Genomic DNA, 26,271 nt, shown 5'->3' on the forward strand with positions numbered 1-26,271 from the left:
GTCACAGAATCAAATCACGCAGTTCGTCGGGTATGGCACCCGGTTGTTGAATAGCTGCCAGATCCGCTGTCGCAACAGCGTTCCAGGTGTCTTCGTCCCACAGTTGAAACTTGTTCAGCTGGCCGACCAGCATGGCCTTCTTGTCCAGCTTCGCGTGCTCGCGCAGGCGTGGAGGAACAAGAAAGCGTCCGCTGCCATCAAGCTCCAGATCGACCGCATTACCGATCAATAGACGCTGCAGGCGACGAACGCTTTCGTGCTGCGACGGCAGGGTTCGAAGCTTGGCTTCGATCACTTCCCACTCGTCCAGCGGGTAGACACAGAGGCAGGGGTCAATGGTATCGACGGTGATAATCAACTGGCCGGAACACTTCGAATCGAGCTCGTCACGATACCGGCTCGGCATGGCGAGCCGACCCTTCGCATCAAGGCTGATCGGATTTGCTCCACGAAACACAGCTGCCTTCCCCCGAAGTCATCAAAAACCGCCTTAAAAACCCACTTTACGCCACTTTCCTCCACTCGCGCACACTATAGGAATGCGGCCACCACACCGTCAAGGCGCGCACGACGGGAAAACCCTTACAGATCGGAGATTTAGAAGACGAAAGAGGTCAAGGGGGGCATTTAACAGGGGGAAACGAGACATAAAGCCGTTTGTGTTCAATTAGCTATGTTACACAGTTAAAGTAATTTGTGAGCTTTAAGATTTTTTCGATCTTAGGATCGGGGGGTCTGCTATCGATTCAAGCAGGGAGGAAAAAGGTGGAGAGTCGATCTGTAAGCCGGGTTCTGTCTTGAACAGTCATTCGTCTACGATGGCCATCACTGGACACCTTTAGCAACCTACCCGGTTCCAACGCGGGCCGCGCCATATGGAACCCTATTTGGTCTTGCTCCCAGTGGGGTTTGCCTAGCCACGAACTGTTACCAGTCGTGCGGTGCGCTCTTACCGCACCTTTTCACCCTTACCGGCGCTTGCGCGCTTAGGCGGTTATTTTCTGTGGCACTTTCCGTAGGCTCACGCCCCCCAGGCATTACCTGGCACTGCGCCCTATGGAGCCCGGACTTTCCTCCCCCCTCTTCTGCGGAACAAAAGAAGGCAGCGACTGTCCGATCGACTCTCCGCCGCGCAGGTTAACGACATGGGCGCGGGAGGACAAGCTTTATTGCTCAGACAGCGATCCAGCCATCGGCCGCCCTCCCCTTTCATGCAGGTGCGAGCCTTCTCGGGAGCCTGACACCTTGCAGCACGCCCTTCCCGAGCCAGCGGAACTCCACAAGAGCTGGAGCGGCATCAGATCTTCTGTTTTTCCAGCGCCACCTGGTACAACAGGTTCTTGCGCACCCCGGTAATCTCGGCTGCCAAAGCCGCCGCACGCTTGAGCGGCATCTCCGCCAGCAGCAGGTCAAGGATACGCGTCACCTCGGCACTGACGGCATCCTCGGCTTCGGGCGCAACCCAGCCCGAAACCAGCACGACGCATTCACCCCGCTGCTGGTTGCTGTCGTTTTCAACGAAAGCGCGCAACTCGGACAACGGCAGGCCCTTGAGGGTCTCGAAGGTCTTGGTCAACTCGCGAGCCAGCAACGCCGGACGCTCGCCACCAAAGACCGCTTCCATATCCTGCAGGCATTCGAGAATACGGTGCGGGGCCTCATAGAAAATCAAGGTGCGCGGCTCTTCACGAACCTGCTCCAGGCGCGCCCGCCGGCCCACCGCCTTGGCCGGTAGAAAGCCTTCGAAAATGAACCGGTCCGAAGGCAGCCCGGCCGCCGACAGCGCGGCGATCAACGCGCAAGGGCCCGGCACTGGTACCACGGCGATCCCGGCCGCGCGCACCTGGCGCACCAGGTGATAACCGGGGTCGGAGATCAGCGGCGTGCCCGCATCGGAGATCAGTGCCACGTCGTCACCGGCCAGCAAGCGCGTCAGAAACCGACCGCCCTCGTCGCGCTCGTTGTGCTCGTGACAGGCCGCCAACGGTGTACCGATGCCGAAATGCTGCAGCAGGCGAATCGAATGGCGGGTATCCTCCGCGGCGATCAGTGCCACCTCGCCAAGCACTTTCAAGGCACGGGCGCTCATGTCGTCGAGATTACCGATGGGCGTGGCCACCACATAAAGTGTCCCCGGGGTGGAATTCGAAGCGCCTGAAGCAGTCACAGCACACACCTTTTGTTCAGCCAAAGCGCCATTGTACAGATTGCCGAGGCCTGATGACCGCCCGTGAAACCAAAGGTAAAGGCTTGCACACCTGCAACGTCGCACCCCGGCCGCCGCTTGGGTACAATCGACCGTCTTTTTATGCCCGAGTCAGGAAAACCTACATGAATGCTTGCCTGCGGCTGTTCACCGCTTTCTGTATTGCGGCCCTGCTGGGCGCGTGCGCCAGCTCGCCTTCTTCCAGCCTGGGTGAACTGCCCCGCACGCCGGACGCCAGCATCGAGCAGCTGATACAGCAGGCCGACAGCAACAAGTCGCCCGAGCAGAGCGCCCTGCTGCGTCTCAACGCGGCGGATCTGGCGGCCAAGCAGAATGACCCGACCCGGGCTGCGCAAATTCTGACCCAAGTCAATCTGGACGTGCTCAAACCCGGCCCGCAAGTCTATGCCAGCACCCTGTCGGCAGAGCTTGCCTTGGGCCGCAACGACCCCAAGGCCGCGCTTGCCGCCCTCAGCCATCCGAGCCTCGGGCGCCTGAGTGAACTGCCGCTGGATCAACAGGTTCGCACGCAACTGGTCCAGGCTCGCGCCCTGGAAGCCGACGGCCAACTGCTGGCCGCAGCCCGCGGGCGGGTTTTCGTGGCGCCGATGCTCAGTGGCGAACAAGCCGCAAGCAACCAGGAAGCCATCTGGAGCCTGGTTTCGGCACTGCCGGCCGATCAACTGCAGAACGCCGGCAACGACGAGTTCGGTGGCTGGCTGAGCCTGGCGCAGGCGGTCAAGTCCTCGCCGACCCTGGAACAGCAGCAAAGCGCAATCAACGCATGGAAAGCCCAACATCCGGACCACCCGGCGGCCCGGCAGCTGCCCGCACCGTTGACCAAGCTCATGGCCCTGACCAGCCAACCGCTGACCAAGATCATTTTGCTGCTGCCCCAGGAAGGCCAATTGGCCGGGGTCGGTCGCGCCTTGCGTGACGGCTTCATGGCCAGCGAATTCCAGGCACAGCAGGCCGGGAGCAAAACGCCGGCCATTGAGGTCGTCGACAGCTCGCGCCTGACCTCGTTGGACGACTTCTACCGCCAGGCGCAAGCGTCCGGCGCGCAACTGGTGGTCGGCCCCCTCGAGAAGCCGCTGGTCAAGCAGCTGGCCGCTCGCGCACAGCTGCCGATCAATACCCTGGCACTGAACTACAGCGACACCAACCCGATCAGCCCACCCCAGCTGTTCCAGTTTGGCCTGGCCGCCGAAGACGAAGCCCGTGAAGTGTCCCGCCGCGCCCGCGCCGACGGCCGCCATAACGCGGTTGCATTGGTGCCCAAGGGCGAATGGGGCGATCGCGTTCTGGCCGCTTTCCGCCAGGACTGGGAAGCCAATGGCGGGACGCTGCTCGGCTCCGAGCGGGTCGATCAGCCGGTCGCGCTGGCCCAGCAGATCGAACGCCTGTTTCAGGTCCACGGTCAGTCCGGCAGCAGCCTGCAGAACGGCCAAGGCGCCCAGCCAAGCCGTCGCCAGGACGTCGACTTCGTCTTCCTTGCCTCGACCCCGCAACAGGCCCAGCAGATCAAGCCCACCCTGAATTACCAGTACGCCGGGGACGTGCCAGTGTATGCCACCTCCAATGTCTATAGCGCCAGCGGTGATCAGGCGCAGTACAACGACATGAATGGCATCATGTTCTGTGAAACACCTTGGTTGCTGGACACCAACGGTGCACTGCAACAGCAGGTGACCCGCCAATGGCCACAGGCCGCCAGCAGCCTCGGCCGCTTGTATGCCATGGGCGCCGACGCCTTTACCCTGGCCTCACGCCTGCAGCAGCTCAAGGCCTTGCCGGACAATCGCATTCCAGGTGTTTCCGGCAGCCTGGGGCTGGGCAGCAACCAGCGCATCGATCGCCAACTGCCCTGGGCACAATTCGACAGCGGCAAGATCAAACCCTTGCCCGACGTCACGCCCTGATGGGGCCCAGCTCGCCCCGCGCAGCCGGCCAGGCTGCCGAGCAACAAGCGCTGGACTACCTGCAGGCTCAAGGCCTGCGGGTATTGCACCGCAACTGGCTGAGCAAAGGGGGCGAGCTTGATCTGGTCATGCTTGATGGCGATACAGTAGTATTCGTCGAAGTTCGCTATAGGCTACACGCCAAATGGGGCGGAGCCCTGGGCAGCATCGACGCGCGCAAGCAAGCGAGACTGATCAAGGCAGCTCAGTGGTTTCTGCAGATCGAGAGCCACTGGCAATCCTCACCTTGCCGCTTCGACGTGATTGCCCTGGAAGGCAGTGCCGATGCCACCCATAAAGTACAATGGCTGAGCAATGCCTTTGATTCTTGACGCGCCGAGCCACCGGGTTTGGCGCTGGTTTTTTCTGCTTTTTGCTTTGCGGGCTGCACATTCATGTGCCGGGAACACGCCGGGAATCCCCCAGGCATTGCCCGACCAGCCGCCCTACTGAAGGTCACATTGATGGACATGCAATCCCGAATTCGCCAGCTATTCCAGGCCAGTATCGATACCAAGCAACAGGCGATGGAAGTCCTTGCACCGTACATCGAGCAGGCCAGCCAAGTGATGGTCAACGCCCTGCTGAACGAGGGCAAGATGCTTTCGTGCGGCAATGGCGGCTCCGCAGGCGATGCTCAGCACTTCTCTTCAGAACTGCTGAACCGCTTTGAACGTGAACGTCCGAGCTTGCCAGCCATCGCGCTGACCACCGACAGCTCGACCATCACCTCGATCGCCAATGACTATAGCTACAACGAGGTCTTCTCCAAGCAGATTCGTGCCTTGGGCCAGCCCGGCGATGTGTTGCTGGCCATTTCCACCAGCGGCAACTCGGCCAACATCATCCAGGCCATCCAGGCAGCCCATGATCGCGAGATGATCGTGGTCGCACTGACCGGTCGCGATGGTGGCGGCATGGCCTCGCTGCTGCTGCCCGAAGACGTCGAGATACGCGTGCCGGCGAACGTCACCGCGAGAATTCAGGAAGTCCACCTGCTGGCGATCCATTGCCTTTGCGATCTGATCGACAGCCAATTGTTCGGGAGTGAAGAATGACCCCTCATCGCCTAGGCCTGTTGGCCCTGACGCTCTGCCTGACGCTGACCGGCTGCGGCTCGGTACTGACCGCAACCCGCGACAAGCCCATCGAGGATGACCGCGGCACACGCACCTTCGGCTCCAAGATCGACGACTCGCTGATCGAGACCAAGGTGCAGGTCAATGTGGCCAAGGCCAACGTCGACCTTGATCAGAACTCGCACATCGTCGTGACCAGCTTCAACGGCGTGGTATTACTGGCCGGGCAAACCCCCCGCGCCGATCTGAAGGCCCAGGCCGAACAGGCTGCCAGCGAAGTGCAGAAGGTCAAGAAGGTCCACAACGAGCTTCAGGTAATGGAGCCGTCGTCGCTGCTGGCACGCAACAATGACGCCTGGCTGACCACCAAGATCAAGACCCAGATGCTGGCGGACACGGCCATTCCCGGCTCGCGCATCAAGGTCGTGACAGAGAACGGCATCGTTTACCTGCTGGGCCTGCTGACACAGCAGGAAGCCACCCGAGCCACGAATCTGGTGCAGGGCGTATCAGGCGTGCAGAAGATCGTGAAGCTGTTCGAGTACATTGACTGATCGATTCGAACCCATGAAAAAGGCGACCTTGAAGGTCGCCTTTTTTTGTCGCGCAGATCGGTTACTTGACCACCTTCAAGCTCGGCCGCCCCGACGGACGCGGTGGCTGACCGTCTGGTGGCGTATCGTCGTCAGACCCTTCTTCTTCCAGCGCCTCGGATAACGACTCATCGCCGAGATCCGGCTCCAGGTCGAAGACCATACCCTGACCGTTCTCCCGGGCATAGATGCCCAGGATCGCACCGGTTGGCACGTACAAAGTATGAGAAGTACCGCCAAAGCGACCATCAAAGCTGATGGCCTCGTTGTCCATGTGCAAATGACGCACGGCACTAGGGGAAACATTCAGAACGATCTGACCATCGCTGGCAAAGCCCTGGGGCACCTGGACAGCGGGGTACTCGGCATTGACCAGCATGTGCGGGGTGCAATCGTTATCCACGATCCACTCGTAAAGAGCGCGGATCAGGTAGGGACGACTGGAGTTCATCAAACAGCTCCTTAAAGCTAGCGCATTTCACGTTCAGCTGCCGACAGGCTGGCCTGGAAGGCCTCCCGGGCAAACTGACGCTCCATATAATCCAACAGCGGTTTAGCCGGCCTTGGCAATTCGATGCCCAGAATGGGCAAACGCCAGAGTATCGGCAATAGACAGCAGTCGACCAGACTTTGCTCCTCGCTGAGGAAATAAGGCTTGTCGGCAAACAGTGCGGATACTCCCGTCAAGCTCTCGCGCAGTTCCTTGCGCGCCTGAACCCGCGCCGGCTCCTTGCTGCGAGGATCCAGGATCAGATCCACCAGACCCACCCAGTCGCGCTGTATCCGGTGGATCAGCAAGCGACTGTTGGCACGGGCCACGGGATAGACAGGCAGCAACGGCGGATGCGGATAACGCTCGTCCAGGTACTCCATCACCACCGTCGACTCGTACAGGGCAAGATCCCTGTCCACCAGCGTCGGGGTGCTGCCGTAGGGATTCACTTCGATGAGTTGCGGCGGCAGGCGCCCCGCCACTACATCGATGATTTCGACGCTTACACCTTTCTCGGCGAGAACGATGCGCACCCGATGAGAATAGTGGTCAGCGGGGTCGGAGTAACAGGCCAACCGATTGGTCACGCCCATGGCGGTCCTCCTCGCGTATAAAAATATGGACTTGCAAAGCAGGCGTACCGCGGGCGGCACACTGACAAGCCGCGAATTTTACAGCATTTCACGTCCGCACCCGCGCCTAATCTCGCCTGAAGCAGTAAGCATTGATGAACATCCGGCTGACGGATTGGCACCGCTCCCTGAATTTCAGCAAAAAAAAGCCCGACTCCAAAGAGCCGGGCTTTTTTTGAACGAAGCGGCGAATTAACGCTTCGAGTACTGCGGACGCTTACGCGCTTTACGCAGACCGACTTTCTTACGTTCAACTTCACGAGCATCGCGAGTCACGAAGCCCGCTTTGCGCAGAGCGCCACGCAGGGTTTCGTCGTACTGCATCAACGCACGGGTGATACCGTGACGGATCGCACCGGCCTGACCGCTGACACCACCACCGATAACGGTGACGTAGATGTCGAACTTTTCGGTGGTCTCGGTCAGTTCCAGCGGCTGACGAACTACCATGCGGGCAGTTTCGCGGCCGAAGAAAGTGTCCAGCGAACGGTTGTTGATGGAGATGTTACCAGTGCCCGGACGCAGGAAAACGCGTGCGGTTGCAGTCTTGCGACGGCCAGTGCCGTAATTTTGAGTCGCCGACATAATGAACTATTCCGTTAAAACTTCAGTTCTTGGGGCTGCTGAGCAGTATGAGGGTGAGCAGTGCCCGCATAGACTTTCAGCTTACGGTACATGTCGCGACCCAGCGGGTTCTTCGGCAGCATGCCTTTAACCGCGGTCTCGATCACGCGCTCAGGGGCCTTGGCGATCAGCTTTTCAAAGTTGATCGACTTGATACCGCCCGGGAAACCGGAGTGGGAGTAGTACATTTTATCGGTGGTTTTAGCACCGGTAACGCGAACCTGCTCGGCATTGATCACGACGATGTAGTCGCCGGTGTCAACGTGAGGGGTGTACTCAGGCTTGTGCTTGCCACGCAGACGGCTCGCGATTTCTGTAGCCAGACGACCCAGGGTCTGACCAGCAGCATCAACGACGAACCAGTCGCGCTTTACTGTTTCCGGTTTAGCAGTAAAAGTTTTCATTCTTTATAGCCTCAGGGGCCGCCCAGCAAAAATAGACGGCGGATCTTACTGAATAGTGCTTACTTTGACAAGTCAAAGGCAGCCGGGCACGTGACGCTTTTCGGGGGCTCGGGTCATCACGTCTCATGCACGGCAAGATTCTTCCGGGAGGCGGGGCATCACGCCGCTTCTTAGAGAGGTGCCGAATTATCCAGATCCTCAGAAAAAAAGCAACCAGAAACGGCGGAAAGCTTCAGAAGGTCCTGTGCAAGGTGGAACCGGTACACCAGAGTGTTTTTTCTTGTTGCAGGGCGCTTGAAGCAGGACTCGGCTCGCCCTACTCTGGGTGCTTCAACCTATAAGAACAAGCATATGACCTTCTCTCCCCCCGTCACGGCGGCCTTGCGCCGCGTGAGTATTCTTGCAGTAGACAAGGTCATGGCCTCGATGCTGATGCAGGCCAAGGACTTCTTCCACATGGCCAGCCTGCGTTACGGCAAGCAGAGCGGGCACGGACTGACCCCTGTATTCGAGACCCGCCTGGTCAGCCCCGACGGCCTGCCGGTGCGCAGCTTCAGCGATGTCGAACTGCCGGTCAGCAGTGCCCTGGAAGATGCCGACATCATTATTCTGCCCGCGCACTGGGATGACTTTGACGCCCTCTGCGCTCGCTACCCTCAGGTCATCCCCTGGCTGCAGCACCAGCATGCTCGAGGAGCCGTGCTGTGTGCCGAAGCCAGCGGCGTGTTCTGGCTGGCGGCGGCGGATCTGCTGGACGGCAAGGAGGCGACCACCTACTGGCGTTTCTTCGAGGAGTTTCGCCAGCGCTTTCCCAAGGTCATCCTCAACCCGGACAAACACCTGACCGACGCCGATAATCTCTACTGCGCCGGCGGCCCGGTCTCGGCGTGCGACCTGTACATCTACCTGATAGAGCGATTCTGCGGTGCCAGCGTGGCGCAGGCAGTGGCCCGGGATATTCTCTATGAAGTGCAGCGCAGCTATGCACCGGGGCGCATGGGCTTCGGCGGCCAGAAATTGCACCACGACACACTGATCCTGCAGGTACAGCAGTGGCTCGAAGGGCATTTTTCCGAAAAGTTTCGTTTCGAGGATGTGGCACGCCAGCATGGCATGAGCATTCGCAATTTCATGCGCCGCTTCCAGAGCGCCACCGGCGACAAGCCGCTGCACTATTTGCAGCGGTTACGCATCGAGACTGCGAAGGGCCTGCTCTCGGGCTCACGCAAAAGCGTCAAGACCATCAGCTATGAAGTGGGCTATGACGACGCGAGCTTCTTTGCCCGGCTCTTTCGCCAACACACCGACATGTCACCGAACGAGTATCGGCTGCAGTTTGTAGGGATGTGCGCCTGAGGCCCGAGACCTCGATACAGGCGATGGGGATCGATAACTTATCTCCAGCGATCCGCCGCCAAATGATCACTTTCGCGCCCCTCCACCCAGCGTGGGCCGTCCTCGGTGTTTTCCTTCTTCCAGAACGGCGCCCGGGTCTTGAGGTAATCCATCACGAAATCACAGGCCTCGAATGCGGCACGACGGTGAGCACTGGCGACACCGACGAATACAATCGGCTCGCCGGGTTCCAGAGCGCCAACCCGATGCAGGATCTCGACCTTGAGCAACGGCCAGCGCCGGGCGGCCTCCAGAGTGATTTTCTCCAGGGCCTTCTCCGTCATGCCCGGATAGTGCTCCAGAAACATGCCCGACACGTCATGCCCGTCATTGAAGTCACGGACATAGCCGACAAACCCGACCACAGCACCGACCCCGGCATTGGCCGAGTGCAAGGTGTTGAGCTCGGTGCCGGGGTCGAACGCCGCCGCCTGGACTCGAACCGTCATCTCACCCTCCGGTGACCGTAGGAAAGAACGCTATCTCGTCGCCGTCGACAAGGGTCTCTGCGAGGGCACACAGTTCTTCGTTGCGCGCACACATGATGTTCTGCTCGCCCAACACATCGTGCCCACCGCGCAGAATGAGAAACTGGCGCAACGCGTCGACACTGGAGAACTCACCTTCCACCCACTCGCGATCACGACCCAGCACCTCACGATAGCGGGCAAAGTACAACACCTTGAGCTTCATGCCGGATCTGCCTGAAAGTGGCCGCTTTTGCCGCCCAGCTTCTCCAGCAGGCGCACTTGCTCGATCACCATGCCGCGATCCACCGCCTTGCACATGTCATAGAGGGTCAGGGCGGCCACGCTGGCCGCCGTGAGGGCTTCCATTTCCACCCCGGTCTGGCCGGAAAGCTTGCAGCGGGCGATGATCAAAACGGCATCCTCGCCTTCGGCAGCCAGCTCGACCTTGACCCCGGTGAGCATCAGCGGGTGACACAATGGAATCAGGTCGGAGGTTTTCTTCGCCGCCTGAATCCCGGCGATACGCGCCACGGCAAACACATCGCCTTTGGGGTGCTCGCCGTCGACGATCATTTTCAGTGTCTGCGGCATCATCCGCACACGGGCCTGGGCCACCGCCTCGCGAAAGGTGACGGCCTTGTCGGTGACGTCGACCATGTTCGCACGCCCTTGGGAATCAAGATGAGTCAGCACAGCAATGCTCCTGTTATCAAGCCAGAAGTGTAAACCCCGCCCAGTGGTCTTGCACGGTGTGATGCACCAGACTGGCCACACGTCTATTGGACCATTGCACAGAAGCGAGCCTGGCCATGCAGCAGATCCTTGATGAAATACTTGATGACGTCCGTCCGCTGATCGGCCAAGGCAAAGTGGCTGACTACATTCCCGCGCTGGGTGAGGTCGAGCCGCGCCAACTGGGGATCGCGGTGTACGGCAATAGTGGCGAGATGTACAGCGCCGGCGACGCCCAGACGCTGTTTTCCATCCAGAGCATCTCCAAAGTCTTCAGCCTGGTGCAGGCGATCGGGCATTCCGGCGAAGACATCTGGCAACGCCTGGGCCACGAACCCTCGGGCCAGCCGTTCAACTCCCTGGTGCAGCTGGAGTTCGAGCGCGGCCGGCCGCGCAACCCGTTCATCAATGCTGGCGCGCTGGTGATCTGCGACATCAATCAGGGACGCTTCGCAGCGCCGGCTTTGTCCATGCGCGATTTTGTGCGCCGCCTGTGCGGCAACCCGTACATTGTCTCCGACGCCAAAGTGGCCGAGTCGGAATACCAGCACCGCGCCCGCAATGCCGCAGCGGCCTACCTGATGAAGTCTTTCGGCAACTTCCATGGCGATGTCGAGACCGTGTTGCGTAGCTACTTTCACCATTGCGCACTGAGCATGAATTGCCTCGATCTGGCCAGGGCCTTCGGATTTCTGGCCAACCAAGGCTATTGCGCCCATAGCGGCGAGCAAGTGCTGACCGCGCGACAGGCCAAGCAAGTCAATTCGATCATGGCTACCAGCGGGCTGTACGACGAGGCCGGCAACTTCGCTTATCGAGTGGGCTTGCCGGGCAAAAGCGGCGTGGGCGGCGGCATTGTCGCCGTGGTACCGGGGCGTTTCTCGGTGTGTGTATGGTCGCCCGAGCTCAATGCGGCGGGTAATTCTCTGGTGGGCATGGCAGCGCTGGAGAAGCTGACCCAGCGAATCGAGTGGTCCGTCTTTTAAGACAAAAAGGCCCGCAACGCGGGCCTTCTTCGCAAGGGCAGAGGCTTACAGATGGGACTCTGCGTATTCGGCCAGAATCGAGCGTGGCACGCCCTGCAAGGTGATGTGCACGCCGTTGGGGAAATCCTTGAAGCGCTCCGTCAGGTAGGTCAGCCCCGAACTGGTAGCCGACAGATAAGGGGTGTCGATCTGGGCAAGGTTGCCCAGGCAGATGACTTTGGAGCCGGAACCGGCGCGGGTGATGATGGTTTTCATCTGGTGTGGCGTCAGGTTCTGGCACTCATCGATCAGGATCAGGCTTTGCTGGAAGCTGCGACCGCGTATGTAGTTGAGGGATTTGAACTGCAACGGGACTTTGCTGAGGATGTAGTCAACGCTGCCGTGAGTGTTCTCGTCGTCCATGTGCAGGGCTTCGAGGTTGTCGGTGATCGCACCCAGCCAGGGCTCCATTTTTTCCGCTTCGGTGCCCGGCAAAAAGCCGATTTCCTGGTCGAGTCCCTGCACGCTGCGGGTGGCAATGATGCGCCGATAGCGCTTGGTGACCATGGTCTGTTCAATGGCCGCCGCCAGGGCCAGGATGGTTTTGCCGGAACCGGCCGCGCCGGACAGGTTGACCAGGTGAATGTCCGGGTCCATCAACGCAAACAGCGCCAGACCCTGGTAGATATCCCGCGGCTTGAGGCCCCAGGCTTCCTGATGCAGCAACGGCTCCTGATGCAAGTCCAGCAGCATCAGTTCATCGTCTTTGACCGCTTTGATCCAGCCGACGAAACCTTGTTCGTCAATAATGAATTCGTTGATGTGCGCGGCCGGAAGCTTTTCGGCCAGTTGCACGCGATGCCAGGTACGACCATGGTCCTGACGGGTTTCCACCTTCGCGACACGGTCCCAGAACGAACCGGTCACGTTGTGATAGCCACGGGATAACAGGGCAACGTCGTCCACCAGCTGGTCGGTGCTGTAGTCCTCGGCTTCGATCCCGCAGGCGCGAGCCTTGAGACGCATGTTGATGTCTTTGGTGACAAGCACCACGTTGATATGCGGGCTGCGGCTGTGCAGGTCGATCAACTGATTGATGATGATGTTGTCGTTCAGATGGTTAGGCAGCAGGCTGGCCGGCTCTGCGCGCTTGTCCATCAGGATGGAGAGAAAGCCCTTGGGCTCGCCTTTGCCGCGCTGGATAGGCACGCCCAACTCGACGTTGGCCGGGGTGGCATCACCCAGGGTGTTATCGATCAGCCGGATAGCCTGGCGGCACTCGGCGGCGACTGAATGTTTACCGGCTTTGAGCTTGTCCAGTTCCTCGAGGACCGTCATGGGGATGGCGACGTGGTGTTCTTCGAAATTCAGCAGAGCGTTGGGGTCGTGAATCAGAACGTTGGTGTCGAGCACATAAAGGATTGGCTGGTTGGAGGAAATGTTGCGTCCTTGATCATCCATACACGGTCACCTTTGTGGGAGCCAGTCGACGCAATGCCTGAACGGTATTGCGCCGCGAAGTGCCGCCGTTACCCGCCAAGGTGCGCAGGCTTCGAAACCTTCCAACAACAGGAGCATGACGCCACCTGTGTTGCAGGGTTCGGCGGTCTGGCTTCTTGATACCGCAAAATGGCTGCAAGAAAAAAGCACTTTGATGTTTATTTTTCGGTGTGACGAATAGCGCTTGGCGAGGGCGATGGACACCGTTACAGTCGGAAGTCCGCTCGAGGCCGATGCGCCATGAAAAAATCAGGATTCTCCTCTGGGATCTGCCGCCTCCCCTATTGAAACTGCTTGCAAGGCTGCCAGCCAATCCCGCTCTGGGCGGTCTGCGCCAGCAACCATGGCAATGCCGTCTGCGCCTTGTCCTGGGCGTCATGGAACAGCACGATCCCCCGCCGCCATAACAGCATCAGGGTCAATACCCGTTGCGCCGACTGCTCGGCGGTCATGCGCCCGCTGCCATCCTGGGAATCGATGTCCCACAGCGCCACCTGCAGGTTCTGCCCGGCAAAGAAGTTCTGCGCGTCGCCACGGCGTTGACCGTAAGGCGGCCGGAACAACGGCACGTAGCTGTCCGGCAGCTCGCCCTGCACCAGCGCCACGCTGCGCTGAATGGAATCCTGCCAATCCTGCCAGACACTGTGGTTGCGATATTCCCAACCTTCCACGCCGACGCACTGGTCCTGATACAGGGCAGGCAGATCGTCGCCGGCCGGGTTGTCTCGACGGTTGGCGAAACTGTTGCCCAGCACGAAGAAGGTTGCACTCATTTTCTGCCGACGCAGGTAGTCCACCAACCAGTCGGTGTGACCCTGGGGCGGCGTCGGGCCGCCATCGAAGGTCAACAGGAACACCCGGTCATTGAGTTCATCGCCGTTGCGCTCGGTGTCGTTCAGGCGCAGCACTTCGCTGCTGATCTGTGGCGACAGCGCGGCGGCGTGGAGCAATTCGTCCAGATAGGCTTCATCGAAGGCTTTGGCCGACAGTGACCAGGTGGCGTAGAACGAATCGACCGGCACCACATAAGCGGCGGCCTGCTCTTGCAGATCGGCCTGACTGTCGATGGCGAAACAGAATGAGGCGTCCTGATCACAACTCTGCTGGGCTTGATCGAAGCTTCGCCACAGTCTCGTCCACAATTGGGCACGCAAGACGTTGATGGACGCCATATTGACCGTACGCAGGTCCAGACGATCAGCGATCTGCTCTTCGCTCAGGGCCTCACTGTCTTTCAAGGCGCTGGCGAACTGCAGGACTTCGGCACGGGACGCCACGTCGAAAGCCGCCGGTGTCTGCAGTTTTTCCGGCCAGGTGCTGCGGTCTATGACCGCCAGCGGTTGCGGGGCGGCAACCGCGTGAAGGTGGCACAGCCCGAGGGTCAGGCCGGTCAACAACAAAGTAGCGAAGCGCAAGAGCAGATCTCCGGAAAGCGTGACTCAATAGTGTATATCGACCTTATAGCTGGTTATGCCCCGCGTGCGCCCCTAAAATCGCCCGACGATCAAAGGAGACAACTGCATGCTGATGGTGATATCCCCAGCCAAGACCCTCGATTTCGAGACGCCACCCACCACCCGGCGTTTTACCCAGCCTGAATTCCTGGACCACTCCCAATTGCTGATCGAGCAGTTGCGCGAATTGTCACCGGCACAGATCGCCGGGTTGATGCACTTGTCCGACAAACTGGCCGGCCTCAATGCTGCGCGCTTTGGCAGCTGGGATCGACCCTTCACGCCGGAGAACGCCAAGCCCGCCTTGCTGGCATTCAAGGGTGATGTCTACACCGGCCTGCAAGCCGAGACCTTCAGCGAAAAACAATTGGACTACGCACAGAAACACCTGCGCATGCTTTCCGGCCTGTACGGCCTGCTGCGCCCCCTGGACCTGATGCAACCGTATCGGCTGGAAATGGGCACCAAGCTAGCGAATCCGCGCGGCAAGGACCTGTATGCGTTCTGGGGCGAACGCATCAGCGAATGGCTGAACCAGGCGCTGGCCGAACAGGGCGATGATCTGCTCTTGAACCTGGCTTCCAATGAATACTTCTCGGCGGTCAAGCGCTCGGCCCTCAAGGCTCGCATCATCGACACCGAGTTTCGTGACCTGAAGAATGGCCAGTACAAGATCATCAGTTTCTATGCCAAGAAAGCCCGGGGCATGATGAGCCGTTTCGTCATCACCGAGCGCATCAAGACCGTCAAGGGCCTGCAAGGCTTCGACGTCGATGGCTACGGCTTCAGTAAAGAGCAGTCGAGTGCCGACAAGCTGGTTTTCCTGCGCGACAGCGCGCAATGACGCCACGTCGCGGCGGCCACCTCAAGCCGCCGGACTGGCCATATGCTACCTTTCTTGGCGCCAGCCAAACGTCAACTAAGCGCCGCCCCACTAGTTGCCACTCGTGCAACTAAGGGCGGTCGCCGCCGTACAAATGATGGCATACGGCCATATTAACTAGCGCGCCACCATTAAAACCGCGCGTGTCGTCACAAACTTCACACCGCCCGAAAAATATTTTTTACTTTTGCCGTGTGCTTTTTTATTCATGGGCTAGCTTTAGCTCTGGAACAGATAGACGGTAGTGGGTCAGGTACGCCGCGCAATGCGACCCCCTCCAAGAGGTACCGCCCTGGACAGCTCGTCCCGGGCACGGATCCAAAAAGCCCTGATCACAGGGCTTTTAGCGGGCTCTCAGGAGAGAACAGCACCCACAGACATCGTTTGACCCACGCCTGCGCCCCGTCATGGACGCCGGTCACCTGCGTCAGTTTTTGTGCACGACTCACCAGAAGGCGTGCGACAACGCGGGGTCCGGTAGTTGCAGTTTGACTGACGCCGGCTTCATTTCAGGGCGTGCCCGTAGTTGACGGCGTATCACGCTCCCGTTGAGTGCACCTTTTCCGGCACTCGTTACTTACTGTTCAAAAAACTGCCTGCACCGAGCGATGTGACTGCTTGCCCGTCACCGCGTGCGAGTGCCTGCAAAACGGCTGGTTACTTTAAACCCGGTCCGGTTCCGGTCGCCTCGAATCTGGCAGAGCCCAGGCGCGTGCCGCACCGAAATCGGTACGACTACACAGTGAGGTGAATGCGATGCGTATCAGCATCTTCGGTTTGGGTTATGTCGGTGCAGTGTGTGCGGGATGCTTGTCGGCACGGGGCCATGAAGTGGTAGGCGTGGACGTGTCCAAGGCCAAGATCGACCTGATCAACAACGGCAAGTCGCCGATTGTCGAACCCGGTCTCGGCGAACTCTTGGCTCAAGGGATCCGCGAGGGCAATCTGCGGGGCACCACAGACTTTGCCGAAGCCATCCGGACCACCGACCTGTCGATGATCTGCGTGGGCACGCCGAGCAAGAAAAACGGCGACCTGGAGCTCAACTACATCGAGTCGGTGTGCCGCGAAATCGGCTTCGCGCTGCGCGACAAGACCACCCGCCACACGGTCGTGGTCCGCAGCACCGTGCTGCCCGGCACCGTGAAGAACGTCGTGATCCCGCTGCTGGAAGACTGCTCGGGCAAACAGGCCGGCGTAGACTTCGGCGTGGCCGTCAACCCCGAGTTCCTGCGCGAGAGCACCGCGATCAAGGACTACGATCACCCGCCAATGACCGTCATCGGCCAGTTCGACGAAGCCTCGGGCGATATCCTGCAGGCCCTGTACGAAGAGCTCGACGCACCGATCATCCGCAAGGGGATCGAAGTCGCCGAGATGATCAAGTACACCTGCAACGTCTGGCACGCCACCAAGGTCACCTTTGCCAACGAAATCGGCAACATCGCCAAGGCCTGCGGGGTGGACGGTCGCGAAGTGATGGACGTGGTCTGCCAGGACAAGGCCCTCAACCTGTCCCAGTACTACATGCGACCCGGCTTTGCCTTCGGCGGCTCGTGCCTGCCCAAGGACGTGCGAGCCCTCACCTACCGCGCCGGCAGCCTGGACGTGGATTCGCCCCTGCTCAACTCGCTGATGCGCAGCAACGAATCCCAGGTGCAGCACGCCTTCGACATCATCTCCGGCCACGACAAGCGCAAGGTGGCCCTGCTGGGCCTGAGCTTCAAGGCCGGCACTGACGACCTGCGCGAAAGCCCGCTGGTGGAACTGGCCGAAATGCTGATCGGCAAGGGCTTCGACCTGAAGATCTACGACAGCAACGTGCAGTACGCCCGCGTTCACGGGGCCAACAAGGAATACATCGAGTCGAAGATCCCCCACGTGTCCTCGCTGCTCGATGAGGATTTCGATGCGGTGATCAGCCACGCCGACGTGATCATCCTGGGCAACCGCGACGAGAAGTTCCGCGCCCTGGTCAGCCAGGTCCCGGCCGGTAAATTCGTCTTCGACCTGGTGGGCTTCATGCCGAAAACCACCAACGTCGAAGAACGTGTGGAAGGTATCTGCTGGTGAAGGACCGGGCCCGGCGGCTGCCGGGTCCTTTTACGCCTGCCTTGAACCGTTATGGATGCAGACCATGCTCAGGCTAAGACAAGGCCTTCTACAGGCCGCCGGTTGGTTGTTCTATCTAAGTGTGCTGATGGCGATGGCCGTGGCCTTGCCGTCGAGCTTGTTCGATTCCCAGTCCAAGGACTTCATCTTCCTGATTGGTGCCGTGGGCATCTGGCGCTATTCGATGGGCTTCACCCACTTCGTGCGCGGCATGCTGTTTCTCTACCTGGTGTACCCGCGCCTGCGGCGCAAGGTGCGCAAGATGGGCGCCGAGACCGATCCGTCAGAAGTGTTTCTGATGGTGACCAGCTTTCGCATCGACGCACTGACCACCGCCCAGGTCTACGGCTCGGTGATCCGCGAAGCCATCGAGTGCGGCTTCCCCACCACAGTGGTGTGCTCGCTGGTGGAGATGTCCGATGAGCTACTGGTCAAGGCGCTGTGGGAGAAGGCCAACCCGCCGGCGCGGGTCAAGCTGGACTTCGTGCGCATCGCGGGCACCGGCAAGCGCGACGGCCTGGCGTTCGGCTTCCGGGCGATTTCCCGGCACTTGCCCGACGCCAATGCCGTGGTGGCCGTGATCGACGGCGACACGGTGCTCGACCACGGTGTCGTGCGCAAGACCGTGCCCTGGTTCAAGCTGTTCGGCAACGTCGGCGGCCTGACCACGAACGAGTTCTGCGAAGTACGCGGCAGCTACATCATGAGCGAGTGGCACAAGCTGCGCTTCGCCCAGCGCCACATCAACATGTGCTCCATGGCCCTGTCCAAGCGGGTATTGACCATGACGGGGCGCATGTCGGTGTTTCGCGCCTCGGTGGTGACCAACCCCGAGTTCATCGCGGACGTCGAAAGCGACTCGCTGCAGCATTGGCGACTGGGCCGTTTCAAGTTCCTTACCGGGGACGACAAGTCCAGCTGGTTCAGCCTGATGCGCCTGGGCTACGACACCTTCTATGTGCCGGACGCCGCCATCAACACCGTGGAACATCCGCCGGAAAAAAGCTTTATCAAGGCCAGCCGCAAACTGATGTATCGCTGGTACGGCAACAACCTGCGCCAGAACTCCCGGGCCCTGACCCTGGGCATCAACCGGCTGGGGCTGTTCACCAGCGTGGTGCTGCTGGACCAGCGCGTGTCCATGTGGACCAGCCTGCTGGGGCTGACGGTATCGCTGCTGGCCAGCCTCAAGTTCGCCAGCCTCTCCTACCTGATGATCTACCTGCTATGGATCGGCATTACCCGGCTGATCCTGACCATTCTATTGTCGTTCTCCGGCCATGCCATCGGCCCGGCCTACCCGATCATTCTTTATTACAACCAGGTGATGGGCGCCATGGTGAAGATCTACGTGTTCTTCCGCCTCGACCGGCAATCGTGGACCCGCCAGCCCACCTCGCTCAAGCGTGACCTTGCCAGCTTTCAATTGTGGTTCAACACCTGGTCGTCCCGAACCATGACGTTCTCGGCCGTCAGCATTTTTGTTGCCGTGATGACCCAGTTCGTCTGACCGGCCCTTTACCGTTCTTTGGAGAAACCGCCATGAGTACCGCCCTGAATATGAATGTGGTGCACGAATCCGAAGCCCAGCGCCAGCACGCCCGGGTGCGCATCCCCACGCGTCTGCGCTACCTGGGGCCTAACCGCGAACCTCAGGAGGTGCGCCTGGACGACCTGTCGGCAGGCGGCTTCAGCTTCCACGCCAAGCAACCCCTGGGTGACGGCCAGGTGTACAAGGGCCGTCTGATGTTCATGATCGACAGCCTCGGGCTGGGCATGGACGTGGAATTCCAGGTGCGCTCGACCGATGCCGACGGCCGTTCCGGCTGTCAGTTCCAGAACCTCGACCAGCAGGAAATCGCCACCCTGCGCACCCTGATCACCTCACACATGGCCGGCGAGCTGGTCACCGTGGGGGACGTGCTGGGAACCTTGCAACGCGATAACTTCACCAAGTCCCGCGGGCGCAAGAATAATCTGGGCGGCATGAGCGCCTTTGCCCGGCTGCGGGCGGTGACCTTCAGCCTCGGCGTGTTCGTCGTCGGCCTCGGCGCCTTCGGTTTTGTCTTCAAATCGCTGTACGACGTGTACTTCGTCAGCCATGCCACCTCGGGCGTGGTGACTCTGCCCGGGGTCAACGTGACCATGCCCCGGGACGGGACGGTGCAAAGCCTGATCGCACTCAATGCCGACGCTCCCAAGGGCGCGCCCATGGCCACTTTCAGCACCAGCATGCTCGACGTGCTGCGCGACCACCTGACCGACCTGCAACTGACCCCGGAAAAGATCACCGAAATGTTCGGCAAGCAGATGACCGGCACCCTGACCTCGCCCTGCGATTGCGTGGTGGGCCAGCAGCTGGTGCCGGACGGCCAGTTCGCCAACAAGGGCCAGATCATCTTCACCATGATCCCCAAGACCGCCACCGCCAACATCGACGCACGCTTCCCCTATCGCCAGTTCGCCGACGTGCGCCCCGGCACCCATGTCAGCTTCCAAGTGGCCGGCGACACCCAGCTGCGCCAAGGCCAGATCGTCACCAGCACCATTCTCAACCCGCTGGACATGGCCACCGACATCCGCGTGCAGATCAAGCCTGACGAACCGCTGCCAGTGGCACTGGCCGGCCAGCCGGTGGATGTGGCCAGCGATCATGGCCCGTCATTGAACGGGCTGGTGGGCAAAGCCATGGCCGCTGGCCTTTGAGTCGGGAGATCAGCGCCGTGGCCACTTTACTTGCGAGGCGTCTGTACCCGCAGGCTACCCTGGGCCTGGCGATTGCCCTGGGCCTGGCCGCCTGCGCCAACCTGCCCGACCAGCGCCTGGCCAACGAAGCCCTGCGCCGTGGCGACACCCGCGTGGCGCTGGACAACTACCAGCGCATGTCCGCCCTGGGCTACACCGATGCCACGGTCGGTATCGCCGATATTCAGGTGCTCAGCCGCGATCCTGACCAGATTCGCCTGGCCGAAGCCACCTACCGCGCCAACCTCGATAACTCGCCCCGCGCGCAATCGCGGCTAGGCCGCCTGCTGGTGGTCAAGCCGCATTCGACCCAGGCCGAGCGCGAAGAAGCCGACCAACTGCTCAACCGCTCGCTGCTGGGCAACGAAAGCAGCTCCGTGGTTTCTCTGGCCATGCTCTATTTGCAGTACCCTGCCAGCTTTCCCGGCGTAGATGTGCAGCAGAAGATCAATGAATGGCAGCGGGCCGGCTACCTGGAGGCCGCGCTGGCACAGATTGTCCTGTACCGCGCCACCAACACCTACGACCAGCACCTGGACGACATCGAGCACACCTGCCGCAAGCTGTTGAACCGGCTGGACGTCTGCTACGTAGAACTGGCCACCGTTTATCAAAAGCGCGCCCAGGCCGACCAACAAGCCGCGCTGCTCAAACAACTGCAAAGCGACTATGCCCTGCACAAGATTCCACCCGAGCGCCTGGACAGTGTCGCCCGGGTGCTGGCCGACCCCGACCTGGGCAAGCCGGACCTGAAGACCGCCGAGGCGATGTTCGAGCAGGTGGCACCGGTTTACCCGGCGTCCTGGGTCGGCCTGGCGCAATTGCTCTACGACTTTCCGGAACTGGGCGGCGTCGACCAGATCATGGCCTATCTGGAAAAAGGCCGCGCCGCCGCGCAGCCCCGGGCCAATCTGCTGCTGGGGCGCCTCTACTACGACGGCCGACTGATGACGCCCAATGTCCCGGTGGCTTTGCAGTACCTGGAGAAAGCCGCGCGTACCGAGGTCACCGCCCACTACTACATCGGCCAGATCTACCGCCGCGGCTACCTCGGGGACCCCGACCCGCAGAAAGCCATCGACCACCTGCTGATCGCCGCCCGCGATGGCCAGGGCGGTGCCGACTTCGCCCTGGCCCAGCTCTACGCCACCGGCCACGGCATCCAGCCAAACCTGATCAACGCGTATGTGTTCGCCCAACTGGCCAAGGCCCAGCCCGATCCGCTGCCACAGGTGACCGACCTGGCAGCGGCCATCGACCAGCAACTGCCCCTCGATAAAAAGGCCCAGGCGCAACAGCTGCTCGAACGCGAGCAGCACGCCCGTGGTGCGCAAACTGATCTGCAAAATCTGCCCGAAGTCGCTGTTGGCGAGGACCAAGCCCTATGAAGTTGAATCGATGGATGATGGCGGGCATTGGCCTGAGCATGGCCTCTTTGTGGTCCTGCCCGACCTTGGCGGAACTGACCGCCGAACAAAATTTCGGCATCGAAGTAAAAGGCACCGGGGATTTCGAGGGCGACCGAGACCTGGGCACTCGTGCGGGCGGTGAAGTCAACGGTATCGGGGTCGACCTGCGGCCCTGGGCCTTCGGCCACTGGGACAACTGGAGCGCCTATGGCATGGGGCAGATAGTCAGTGCCACCGACACCATCCAGACCGACCCGTTGGACAGCCCGGCCAACAACCCGATTTCCAGCGGCCAGAACGTCAGCAACAACCGCAAGGCCGCCGATACGTACCTGGCCTTGCGCGAATTCTGGGTCGGCTACAGCGGCCTGACCCCTTACCCCGGCGAGATTCTCAAGTTCGGTCGCCAGCGCCTGCGCAACGACGACGGCGAGTGGCGCGACAGCAACATCGAAGCCTTGAACTGGGATTTCGAAACCACCCTGCTCAAGGCCCATGTGGGCAGCGCCGAACGCTTCAGTGACTACCGCACTGATTATTCGCAGCTGACCCCCACCGACAAGGACCGCCTGCACGTCTACGGCGATGCCTACTACCAGTGGATGCCCGGGCAATGGGCCGGCCTGCGCCTGCACCACACCCACGACGACGGCGACCTGAAAAATCAGGGCGCGCGCATGGACGATCTCGACAAGACCAGCAACGGCAACCTGACCTGGCTGGGTCTGGACCTCAACAGCGACGCCTACGAGTTCCAGAACCTTCACGCGCTCAACTACTGGACCAACGTCACCTGGATCAATGGCCACGTCGACCGCAACCACCCCTCGGTCGGCACCGACGGTTATCTGCGGGCCAACCAGACCGAAGGCAGCGACATCAGCGGCTGGGCCACCGACCTCGGCGCGCGCCTGCGCCTGGCCACGCAATGGCAGGTGGGCGCGGCCTACTCCCGCGCCAGCAAGAATTACCAGCAGAACGGCCTGCAGAGCAACCGCTCGAACTGGACCGGCACCCGCACCCGCATCGCCCGCTATGGCGAGGCGTACCTGCCGGACATGGCCAACGTCGAGAGCGGCTCGCTGTTCGGCACCTGGCAATTGCGCGATGAGGATGACGCCTCGCTGATCTACCACAAGTTCCGCCGCGTAGACGGCAACAGCCCCATCGGCACCACCGGTATCGACCCGGCCACAGACGCCAGCGACGGCGTGCAAGTCAGCAGCATGACTGCCTTGCCGTTGAACGACGGTAGCAAAGACCTCGGGCAGGAGGTGGACCTGGTGCTCACGCACTATTTCAAGGCAGGCCAGTTACCCGCCCTCGCCTCTGACCAATTCGACGAACCGTCAGCGCTGATTCGCTTGCGCGCAGGCGTGTTCAAACCCGGAGACGCCTACGGCAGTGGCGTAGACAACTACATGCACCGCGCCATTGTCGATGTGATCTGGCGCTTCTGATGCGAATCGCGAAAGGAGTGCGTGACATGAACCCTTCACCCAATCGCTGGAGCCTGACGCTGACCGGCAGTGCACTGCTGCTGGCCAGCCATCTGGCCAGTGCCCAGCAACCGGTACCCGCGCCGGCGGCTGTGCCCGTGGTGGCGCCGGCACCCGTACTGGCGCCGGGGCAGGCGCTGGCCCGCGATCTGGCCATGGCCAACAACTATTCCGTCAGCAGCCCGCCACCGGACAACCTGGCATTGGCCAGGCCCAAGCTGCCCGACCTCAGCGGCTACACCGCCGCCGCGGTGGAGGCCAAGATTGATCGCCGCCAGCCGGGCAAGTTGTCGGTGCGGCGGATGATGCAGGAGAACGAACTCAAGGAATTCGTCGGTGGCCACAACAAGATGGCCGAATGGGTGGCGCGCCAGCGCGGCATCCCCTCGGCGCTGTTCCTCGACGACGGCTACATGAACTTCAAGCAGATGGCCAAGGCGCAGCCGGCCTACTTCACCGAAGTGGCGCCCGACGTCTGGCTGGCGCGGCTGCCGATCGTGGTGGGCCGCAAGGGCATCCTGGAAATCGACAAGCAGACCAAAGAAGTGCGCCTGTCCCAGGACCGGGGCGCCTTCATCGTCAATGACGGCAAGCTGTTTATCACCGACACCCGTCTCACTGGCTGGAGCGAGGCGCGCAACGGCCCCTCCACCTACGAGGCGCCGAAGACGTTTCGCCCCTTCGTACTGGGCTGGGGCGGCACCGAGACTTACCTGGTCAACAGCCACCTGGCGAGCATGGGCTACAACCAGAGCAAGTCGTACGGGGTGAGCATCTCACAGTACACGCCCAGCCTGAAAAAGCTGATGAACCGCAGCGCGCCCAAGGGCTGGATCCTCGGTTCGAGCTTCACCGACATGTGGTATGGCTTCTACTGCTACGAAGCCGAAGACTACGTGGTCAAGAGCAACACTTACTACGACAACATCATTTACGGCATTGACCCCCACGACCGTTCCAAGCGCCTGATCATTACCGACAACAACGTCTACGGCACCCACAAAAAGCACGGGATCATCGTCTCGCGGGAGGTCAATGACAGCTGGATCTTCAACAATTACACCCATGACAATCAGCTCTCGGGCATCGTCATCGACCGCAAGAGCGTGAACAACCTGGTGGCCTTCAACAACATCGAGGGCAACCACACCGACGGCATCACCCTGTACGAAAGCAGCGACAACCTGATCTATGGCAACAAGGTATTGAGCAACCGCCGCCACGGCATTCGCCTGCGCAACAGCCAGGGCGTGCGCATTTACGACAACGCCTCGGTGGGCAATGGCCTGGCCGGGATCTACGGCCACACCAAGGACCTGAGCGCCACCAAACGCGACGTCAAGCTCGACCCCTACACCATGGACGTGTCCATGACCGTGGTCGGCGGCAAGCTGATCGGCAACGGCGGCGCACCGGTGGCCATTGACTCGCCCAAACGCGTCGAGCTGTACAACGTCAGCATGCTGTCGCCGACACGGCTCACGGGGATCAGCCTCAACGGCATCCTGGGCGACAACCAGACGCAGATCTTCGATTTGCTGATGCGCCAGCACAAGACCGTGCTGATCGAACCGACTGAACATCAGACCACCGCCATGCGCGACTAGGGAGGACGACCATGCACATGCGATTGATCCAGTGGCTGAATGTGTCCGGCCTGGCTGCGGGCCTGCTGCTGAACATGGCGCCCGCCAGTGCCGACAGCGCGCCAAGCTTCAGCGCCGCCCCCTGCTGCCAGCTGTGCCCGGAAGCCAAGGACCCGAAAAATTACACCACTCGCACCCAGCAGGATTTCACCGTGCTGATGCAAGGCAAGGGCGACTGGATGTTCCGCAGCCAGCAGGACCTACTCACCGAGTTCGACACCACGCCGGCGGCCTACGAGCGCCTGCGCGAAGTCCATGACGCATTCAAGGCTCGGGGCATCGACCTGGTGGTGGTGTACCAGCCCACCCGCGGCATGGTCGACCGTCGCTACCTGCTGCCGGCGGACTACGCCACGTACGACTACAACAAGGCGCGCAAAAACTTTCAGGGCATGCTCGGGCGCTTCCAGAAAATGGGCTACTACACCCCCGACCTGTCCAACCTGAGCGATGACGACAAGCCGGCCCACGATTTCTACTTTCGCGGCGACCAGCACTGGACGCCCTATGGCGCCGAGCGCACCGCACAGATCGTCGCGGCGACCATCAAGCAGATCCCCGCGTACAAAGACATCCCACGGCGCGAATTCGAAACCCACGTCTCCGGCCGCCTGACCAAAAACGGAACGCTGATGGGCCTGGCCGGCCAGCTGTGCAACACCAGCTACTCGGTGCAGTACAGCGACAGCTTCACCACCGAGCCCAAAAGCGTGGCGGCCGACAGCGAGCTGTTCGGCGATGCACCGATGCCGCAGATCACCCTGGTGGGCACCAGCCACAGCGGCAAGAACTACAACTTCGGCGGCTTTCTCGAGCAGGACCTGAGTGCCGACGTGCTCAATGCCGCCTTCCCCGGCGGCGGCCTGGAAGGCTCCTTGCTGCAGTACCTGGGGAGTGAGGATTTCCAGAAGCATCCGCCGAAGATCATCGTCTGGGAGTTCTCTGCGCTGTACAAACTCGATCAGGACATCATCTGGCGCCAAGTGCTGGCCATGCTCGACAACGGCTGTGAGGGCAAACCCGTGGAAGTCGCCCAGTCGGCAACCCTGCAGCCCAACACCCGCACCGACCTGCTGGTCAACGGCACCACCGGGGTCAAGGACTGGGTCAACGGTAGCCGGCGCCTGGACGTCAAATTCAAGGACCCGACGGTCAAGGACCTGTATGCCACGCTTTGGTACCTGAACGGCCGCCACGAAGAGCTGCACATCGAAAAGCCGACCTCGGCGCCCACCGATGGCCGCTTCGCCTTCGACATGCGCCAGATCGGTGATTGGGGCGACCAGACCCTGCTGGCGCTTGAGTTACACGGCGCCCCGCCCGACAAAAGTGCCCCGCCCCCCGTGCTGCCGGCACCGGACCCGGTCACCACCGCCGTTCACGTAAGCGCACTCAACGCGCCGGCGGCCGCCGAGGTGGCCGCGCTGGAGCCGCAGCCACTACAGGTCAAACTGTGTGTGCGCAAAGAG

General features: G+C 61.1%; 24 protein-coding genes, 1 other RNA gene and 1 pseudogene. 14 read left to right on the plus strand and 12 right to left on the minus strand.

The window, feature by feature from the left end; all coding sequences use genetic code 11:
- Position 1 precedes the first annotated feature (1 nt).
- From mraZ to rsmI, 3 genes are all read right to left on the minus strand, one after another.
- Positions 2 to 457 carry a division/cell wall cluster transcriptional repressor MraZ gene (gene mraZ / locus HB675_RS00850; RefSeq protein WP_213875195.1) on the minus strand — a complete coding sequence of 152 codons (456 nt, stop codon included), beginning with the start codon at positions 455 to 457 and terminating at the stop codon, positions 2 to 4.
- Positions 458 to 765: 308 nt separating this feature from the next.
- An RNA gene (gene rnpB / locus HB675_RS00855) (RNase P RNA component class A) lies at positions 766 to 1,125 on the minus strand.
- 172 nt (positions 1,126 to 1,297) lie between these two features.
- Positions 1,298 to 2,167, minus strand: coding sequence for a 16S rRNA (cytidine(1402)-2'-O)-methyltransferase (gene rsmI / locus HB675_RS00860; protein WP_213875196.1), 870 nt, complete (start codon positions 2,165 to 2,167; stop codon positions 1,298 to 1,300).
- A gap of 164 nt (positions 2,168 to 2,331) precedes the next feature.
- Here rsmI and HB675_RS00865 point away from each other — a divergent pair, with 164 nt between their 5' ends.
- From HB675_RS00865 to HB675_RS00880, 4 genes are all read left to right on the plus strand, one after another.
- Positions 2,332 to 4,128 carry a penicillin-binding protein activator gene (locus tag HB675_RS00865; RefSeq protein WP_213875197.1) on the plus strand — a complete coding sequence of 599 codons (1,797 nt, stop codon included), beginning with the start codon at positions 2,332 to 2,334 and terminating at the stop codon, positions 4,126 to 4,128.
- Positions 4,128 to 4,499 carry a YraN family protein gene (locus tag HB675_RS00870; protein ID WP_213875198.1) on the plus strand — a complete coding sequence of 124 codons (372 nt, stop codon included), beginning with the start codon at positions 4,128 to 4,130 and terminating at the stop codon, positions 4,497 to 4,499. Before HB675_RS00865 ends, HB675_RS00870 begins: the two co-directional genes overlap by 1 nt.
- A 132-nt stretch (positions 4,500 to 4,631) precedes the next feature.
- Positions 4,632 to 5,225: a phosphoheptose isomerase gene (locus HB675_RS00875; protein ID WP_213875199.1), complete on the plus strand. Its 594-nt coding sequence runs from the start codon at positions 4,632 to 4,634 to the stop codon at positions 5,223 to 5,225.
- Entirely contained in the window at positions 5,222 to 5,800 is a 579-nt protein-coding gene (locus tag HB675_RS00880; RefSeq protein ID WP_213875200.1) for a BON domain-containing protein, read from the plus strand. Before HB675_RS00875 ends, HB675_RS00880 begins: the two co-directional genes overlap by 4 nt.
- Positions 5,801 to 5,861: 61 nt before the next feature.
- Here the strand turns inward: HB675_RS00880 and HB675_RS00885 are convergent, their stop codons facing one another.
- The 4 genes from HB675_RS00885 to rplM all read right to left on the minus strand — a co-directional run bounded on the left by HB675_RS00885 (position 5,862) and on the right by rplM (position 7,992).
- On the minus strand, positions 5,862 to 6,290 hold the full coding sequence (locus HB675_RS00885) for a ClpXP protease specificity-enhancing factor (protein ID WP_213875201.1): 429 nt from the start codon (positions 6,288 to 6,290) through the stop codon (positions 5,862 to 5,864).
- Between the two features lie 17 nt (positions 6,291 to 6,307).
- Complete coding sequence (locus HB675_RS00890) at positions 6,308 to 6,925, minus strand: glutathione S-transferase N-terminal domain-containing protein (protein WP_213875202.1); 618 nt, start codon at positions 6,923 to 6,925, stop codon at positions 6,308 to 6,310.
- 231 nt (positions 6,926 to 7,156) lie between these two features.
- Complete coding sequence (rpsI, locus tag HB675_RS00895; protein WP_213875203.1) at positions 7,157 to 7,549, minus strand: 30S ribosomal protein S9; 393 nt, start codon at positions 7,547 to 7,549, stop codon at positions 7,157 to 7,159.
- A gap of 14 nt (positions 7,550 to 7,563) precedes the next feature.
- On the minus strand, positions 7,564 to 7,992 hold the full coding sequence (gene rplM, locus HB675_RS00900; protein WP_213875204.1) for a 50S ribosomal protein L13: 429 nt from the start codon (positions 7,990 to 7,992) through the stop codon (positions 7,564 to 7,566).
- Between the two features lie 351 nt (positions 7,993 to 8,343).
- Here rplM and HB675_RS00905 point away from each other — a divergent pair, with 351 nt between their 5' ends.
- A complete protein-coding gene (locus tag HB675_RS00905; protein WP_213875205.1) occupies positions 8,344 to 9,348 on the plus strand; it encodes a GlxA family transcriptional regulator in 1,005 nt (334 codons plus the stop codon).
- A 38-nt stretch (positions 9,349 to 9,386) separates the two neighbouring features.
- Here HB675_RS00905 and moaE read toward each other — a convergent pair whose 3' ends face one another.
- From moaE to moaC, 3 genes are read right to left on the minus strand one after another with little or no spacing between them, the layout of a single operon-like run.
- On the minus strand, positions 9,387 to 9,836 hold the full coding sequence (gene moaE / locus HB675_RS00910; protein WP_213875206.1) for a molybdopterin synthase catalytic subunit MoaE: 450 nt from the start codon (positions 9,834 to 9,836) through the stop codon (positions 9,387 to 9,389).
- A 1-nt stretch (position 9,837) separates the two neighbouring features.
- Positions 9,838 to 10,080: a MoaD/ThiS family protein gene (locus HB675_RS00915; RefSeq protein ID WP_213875207.1), complete on the minus strand. Its 243-nt coding sequence runs from the start codon at positions 10,078 to 10,080 to the stop codon at positions 9,838 to 9,840.
- Positions 10,077 to 10,550, minus strand: coding sequence for a cyclic pyranopterin monophosphate synthase MoaC (moaC, locus tag HB675_RS00920; RefSeq protein ID WP_213875208.1), 474 nt, complete (start codon positions 10,548 to 10,550; stop codon positions 10,077 to 10,079). The genes HB675_RS00915 and moaC overlap by 4 nt, the downstream gene beginning before the upstream one ends.
- Before the next feature lie 116 nt (positions 10,551 to 10,666).
- Between moaC and glsB the strand changes: the two genes are divergently transcribed.
- Positions 10,667 to 11,575, plus strand: a complete 909-nt coding sequence (gene glsB / locus HB675_RS00925; RefSeq protein ID WP_213875209.1) for a glutaminase B — start codon at positions 10,667 to 10,669, stop codon at positions 11,573 to 11,575.
- Between the two features lie 45 nt (positions 11,576 to 11,620).
- On the opposite strand, the gene HB675_RS00930 is transcribed toward glsB, so the two are convergent.
- Positions 11,621 to 13,015 (minus strand): PhoH family protein, encoded by a 1,395-nt coding sequence (locus HB675_RS00930; RefSeq protein ID WP_213875210.1) that lies wholly within the window; start codon positions 13,013 to 13,015, stop codon positions 11,621 to 11,623.
- Between the two features lie 320 nt (positions 13,016 to 13,335).
- Positions 13,336 to 14,469, minus strand: coding sequence for a polysaccharide deacetylase family protein (locus HB675_RS00935; protein ID WP_256737441.1), 1,134 nt, complete (start codon positions 14,467 to 14,469; stop codon positions 13,336 to 13,338).
- A gap of 106 nt (positions 14,470 to 14,575) precedes the next feature.
- On the opposite strand from HB675_RS00935, the gene yaaA reads away from it, so the two are divergent.
- The 8 genes and pseudogenes from yaaA to HB675_RS00975 form a co-directional block, all read left to right on the plus strand.
- Positions 14,576 to 15,352 (plus strand): peroxide stress protein YaaA, encoded by a 777-nt coding sequence (yaaA, locus tag HB675_RS00940; RefSeq protein WP_213875211.1) that lies wholly within the window; start codon positions 14,576 to 14,578, stop codon positions 15,350 to 15,352.
- Positions 15,353 to 16,147: 795 nt separating this feature from the next.
- Positions 16,148 to 17,464, plus strand: a complete 1,317-nt coding sequence (locus HB675_RS00945) for a nucleotide sugar dehydrogenase (protein ID WP_213875212.1) — start codon at positions 16,148 to 16,150, stop codon at positions 17,462 to 17,464.
- A gap of 64 nt (positions 17,465 to 17,528) precedes the next feature.
- Positions 17,529 to 19,013 (plus strand): glycosyltransferase family 2 protein, encoded by a 1,485-nt coding sequence (gene alg8, locus HB675_RS00950; RefSeq protein WP_213875213.1) that lies wholly within the window; start codon positions 17,529 to 17,531, stop codon positions 19,011 to 19,013.
- Positions 19,014 to 19,045: 32 nt separating this feature from the next.
- Positions 19,046 to 20,209: an alginate biosynthesis protein Alg44 gene (locus HB675_RS00955; RefSeq protein WP_213875214.1), complete on the plus strand. Its 1,164-nt coding sequence runs from the start codon at positions 19,046 to 19,048 to the stop codon at positions 20,207 to 20,209.
- A 17-nt stretch (positions 20,210 to 20,226) separates the two neighbouring features.
- Positions 20,227 to 21,636 carry an alginate biosynthesis protein AlgK gene (locus HB675_RS00960; protein WP_345945739.1) on the plus strand — a complete coding sequence of 470 codons (1,410 nt, stop codon included), beginning with the start codon at positions 20,227 to 20,229 and terminating at the stop codon, positions 21,634 to 21,636.
- Positions 21,633 to 23,117 (plus strand): alginate export family protein, encoded by a 1,485-nt coding sequence (locus tag HB675_RS00965; protein ID WP_213875215.1) that lies wholly within the window; start codon positions 21,633 to 21,635, stop codon positions 23,115 to 23,117. Before HB675_RS00960 ends, HB675_RS00965 begins: the two co-directional genes overlap by 4 nt.
- Before the next feature lie 26 nt (positions 23,118 to 23,143).
- Positions 23,144 to 24,763, plus strand: coding sequence for a mannuronan 5-epimerase AlgG (gene algG, locus HB675_RS00970; RefSeq protein WP_256737442.1), 1,620 nt, complete (start codon positions 23,144 to 23,146; stop codon positions 24,761 to 24,763).
- 11 nt (positions 24,764 to 24,774) lie between these two features.
- A pseudogene (locus tag HB675_RS00975) lies at positions 24,775 to 26,115 on the plus strand (alginate O-acetyltransferase); the annotation flags it as partial.
- Between the last annotated feature and the right edge of the window lie 156 nt (positions 26,116 to 26,271).

This window comes from Pseudomonas sp. dw_358, from assembly GCF_018449655.1.
Taxonomy (GTDB): Bacteria; Pseudomonadota; Gammaproteobacteria; order Pseudomonadales; family Pseudomonadaceae; genus Aquipseudomonas.

Coding starts and splice junctions, on each gene's coding strand:
- HB675_RS00865 (WP_213875197.1), top strand. CDS start 2,332: ATGAATGCTTGCCTGCGGCTGTTCACCGCTTTCTGTATTGCGGCCCTG.
- HB675_RS00870 (WP_213875198.1), top strand. CDS start 4,128: ATGGGGCCCAGCTCGCCCCGCGCAGCCGGCCAGGCTGCCGAGCAACAA.
- HB675_RS00875 (WP_213875199.1), top strand. CDS start 4,632: ATGGACATGCAATCCCGAATTCGCCAGCTATTCCAGGCCAGTATCGAT.
- HB675_RS00880 (WP_213875200.1), top strand. CDS start 5,222: ATGACCCCTCATCGCCTAGGCCTGTTGGCCCTGACGCTCTGCCTGACG.
- HB675_RS00885 (WP_213875201.1), bottom strand. CDS start 6,290: ATGAACTCCAGTCGTCCCTACCTGATCCGCGCTCTTTACGAGTGGATC.
- HB675_RS00890 (WP_213875202.1), bottom strand. CDS start 6,925: ATGGGCGTGACCAATCGGTTGGCCTGTTACTCCGACCCCGCTGACCAC.
- rpsI (WP_213875203.1), bottom strand. CDS start 7,549: ATGTCGGCGACTCAAAATTACGGCACTGGCCGTCGCAAGACTGCAACC.
- rplM (WP_213875204.1), bottom strand. CDS start 7,992: ATGAAAACTTTTACTGCTAAACCGGAAACAGTAAAGCGCGACTGGTTC.
- HB675_RS00905 (WP_213875205.1), top strand. CDS start 8,344: ATGACCTTCTCTCCCCCCGTCACGGCGGCCTTGCGCCGCGTGAGTATT.
- moaE (WP_213875206.1), bottom strand. CDS start 9,836: ATGACGGTTCGAGTCCAGGCGGCGGCGTTCGACCCCGGCACCGAGCTC.
- HB675_RS00915 (WP_213875207.1), bottom strand. CDS start 10,080: ATGAAGCTCAAGGTGTTGTACTTTGCCCGCTATCGTGAGGTGCTGGGT.
- glsB (WP_213875209.1), top strand. CDS start 10,667: ATGCAGCAGATCCTTGATGAAATACTTGATGACGTCCGTCCGCTGATC.
- HB675_RS00930 (WP_213875210.1), bottom strand. CDS start 13,015: ATGGATGATCAAGGACGCAACATTTCCTCCAACCAGCCAATCCTTTAT.
- yaaA (WP_213875211.1), top strand. CDS start 14,576: ATGCTGATGGTGATATCCCCAGCCAAGACCCTCGATTTCGAGACGCCA.
- HB675_RS00945 (WP_213875212.1), top strand. CDS start 16,148: ATGCGTATCAGCATCTTCGGTTTGGGTTATGTCGGTGCAGTGTGTGCG.
- alg8 (WP_213875213.1), top strand. CDS start 17,529: ATGCTCAGGCTAAGACAAGGCCTTCTACAGGCCGCCGGTTGGTTGTTC.
- HB675_RS00955 (WP_213875214.1), top strand. CDS start 19,046: ATGAGTACCGCCCTGAATATGAATGTGGTGCACGAATCCGAAGCCCAG.
- HB675_RS00965 (WP_213875215.1), top strand. CDS start 21,633: ATGAAGTTGAATCGATGGATGATGGCGGGCATTGGCCTGAGCATGGCC.
- algG (WP_256737442.1), top strand. CDS start 23,144: ATGAACCCTTCACCCAATCGCTGGAGCCTGACGCTGACCGGCAGTGCA.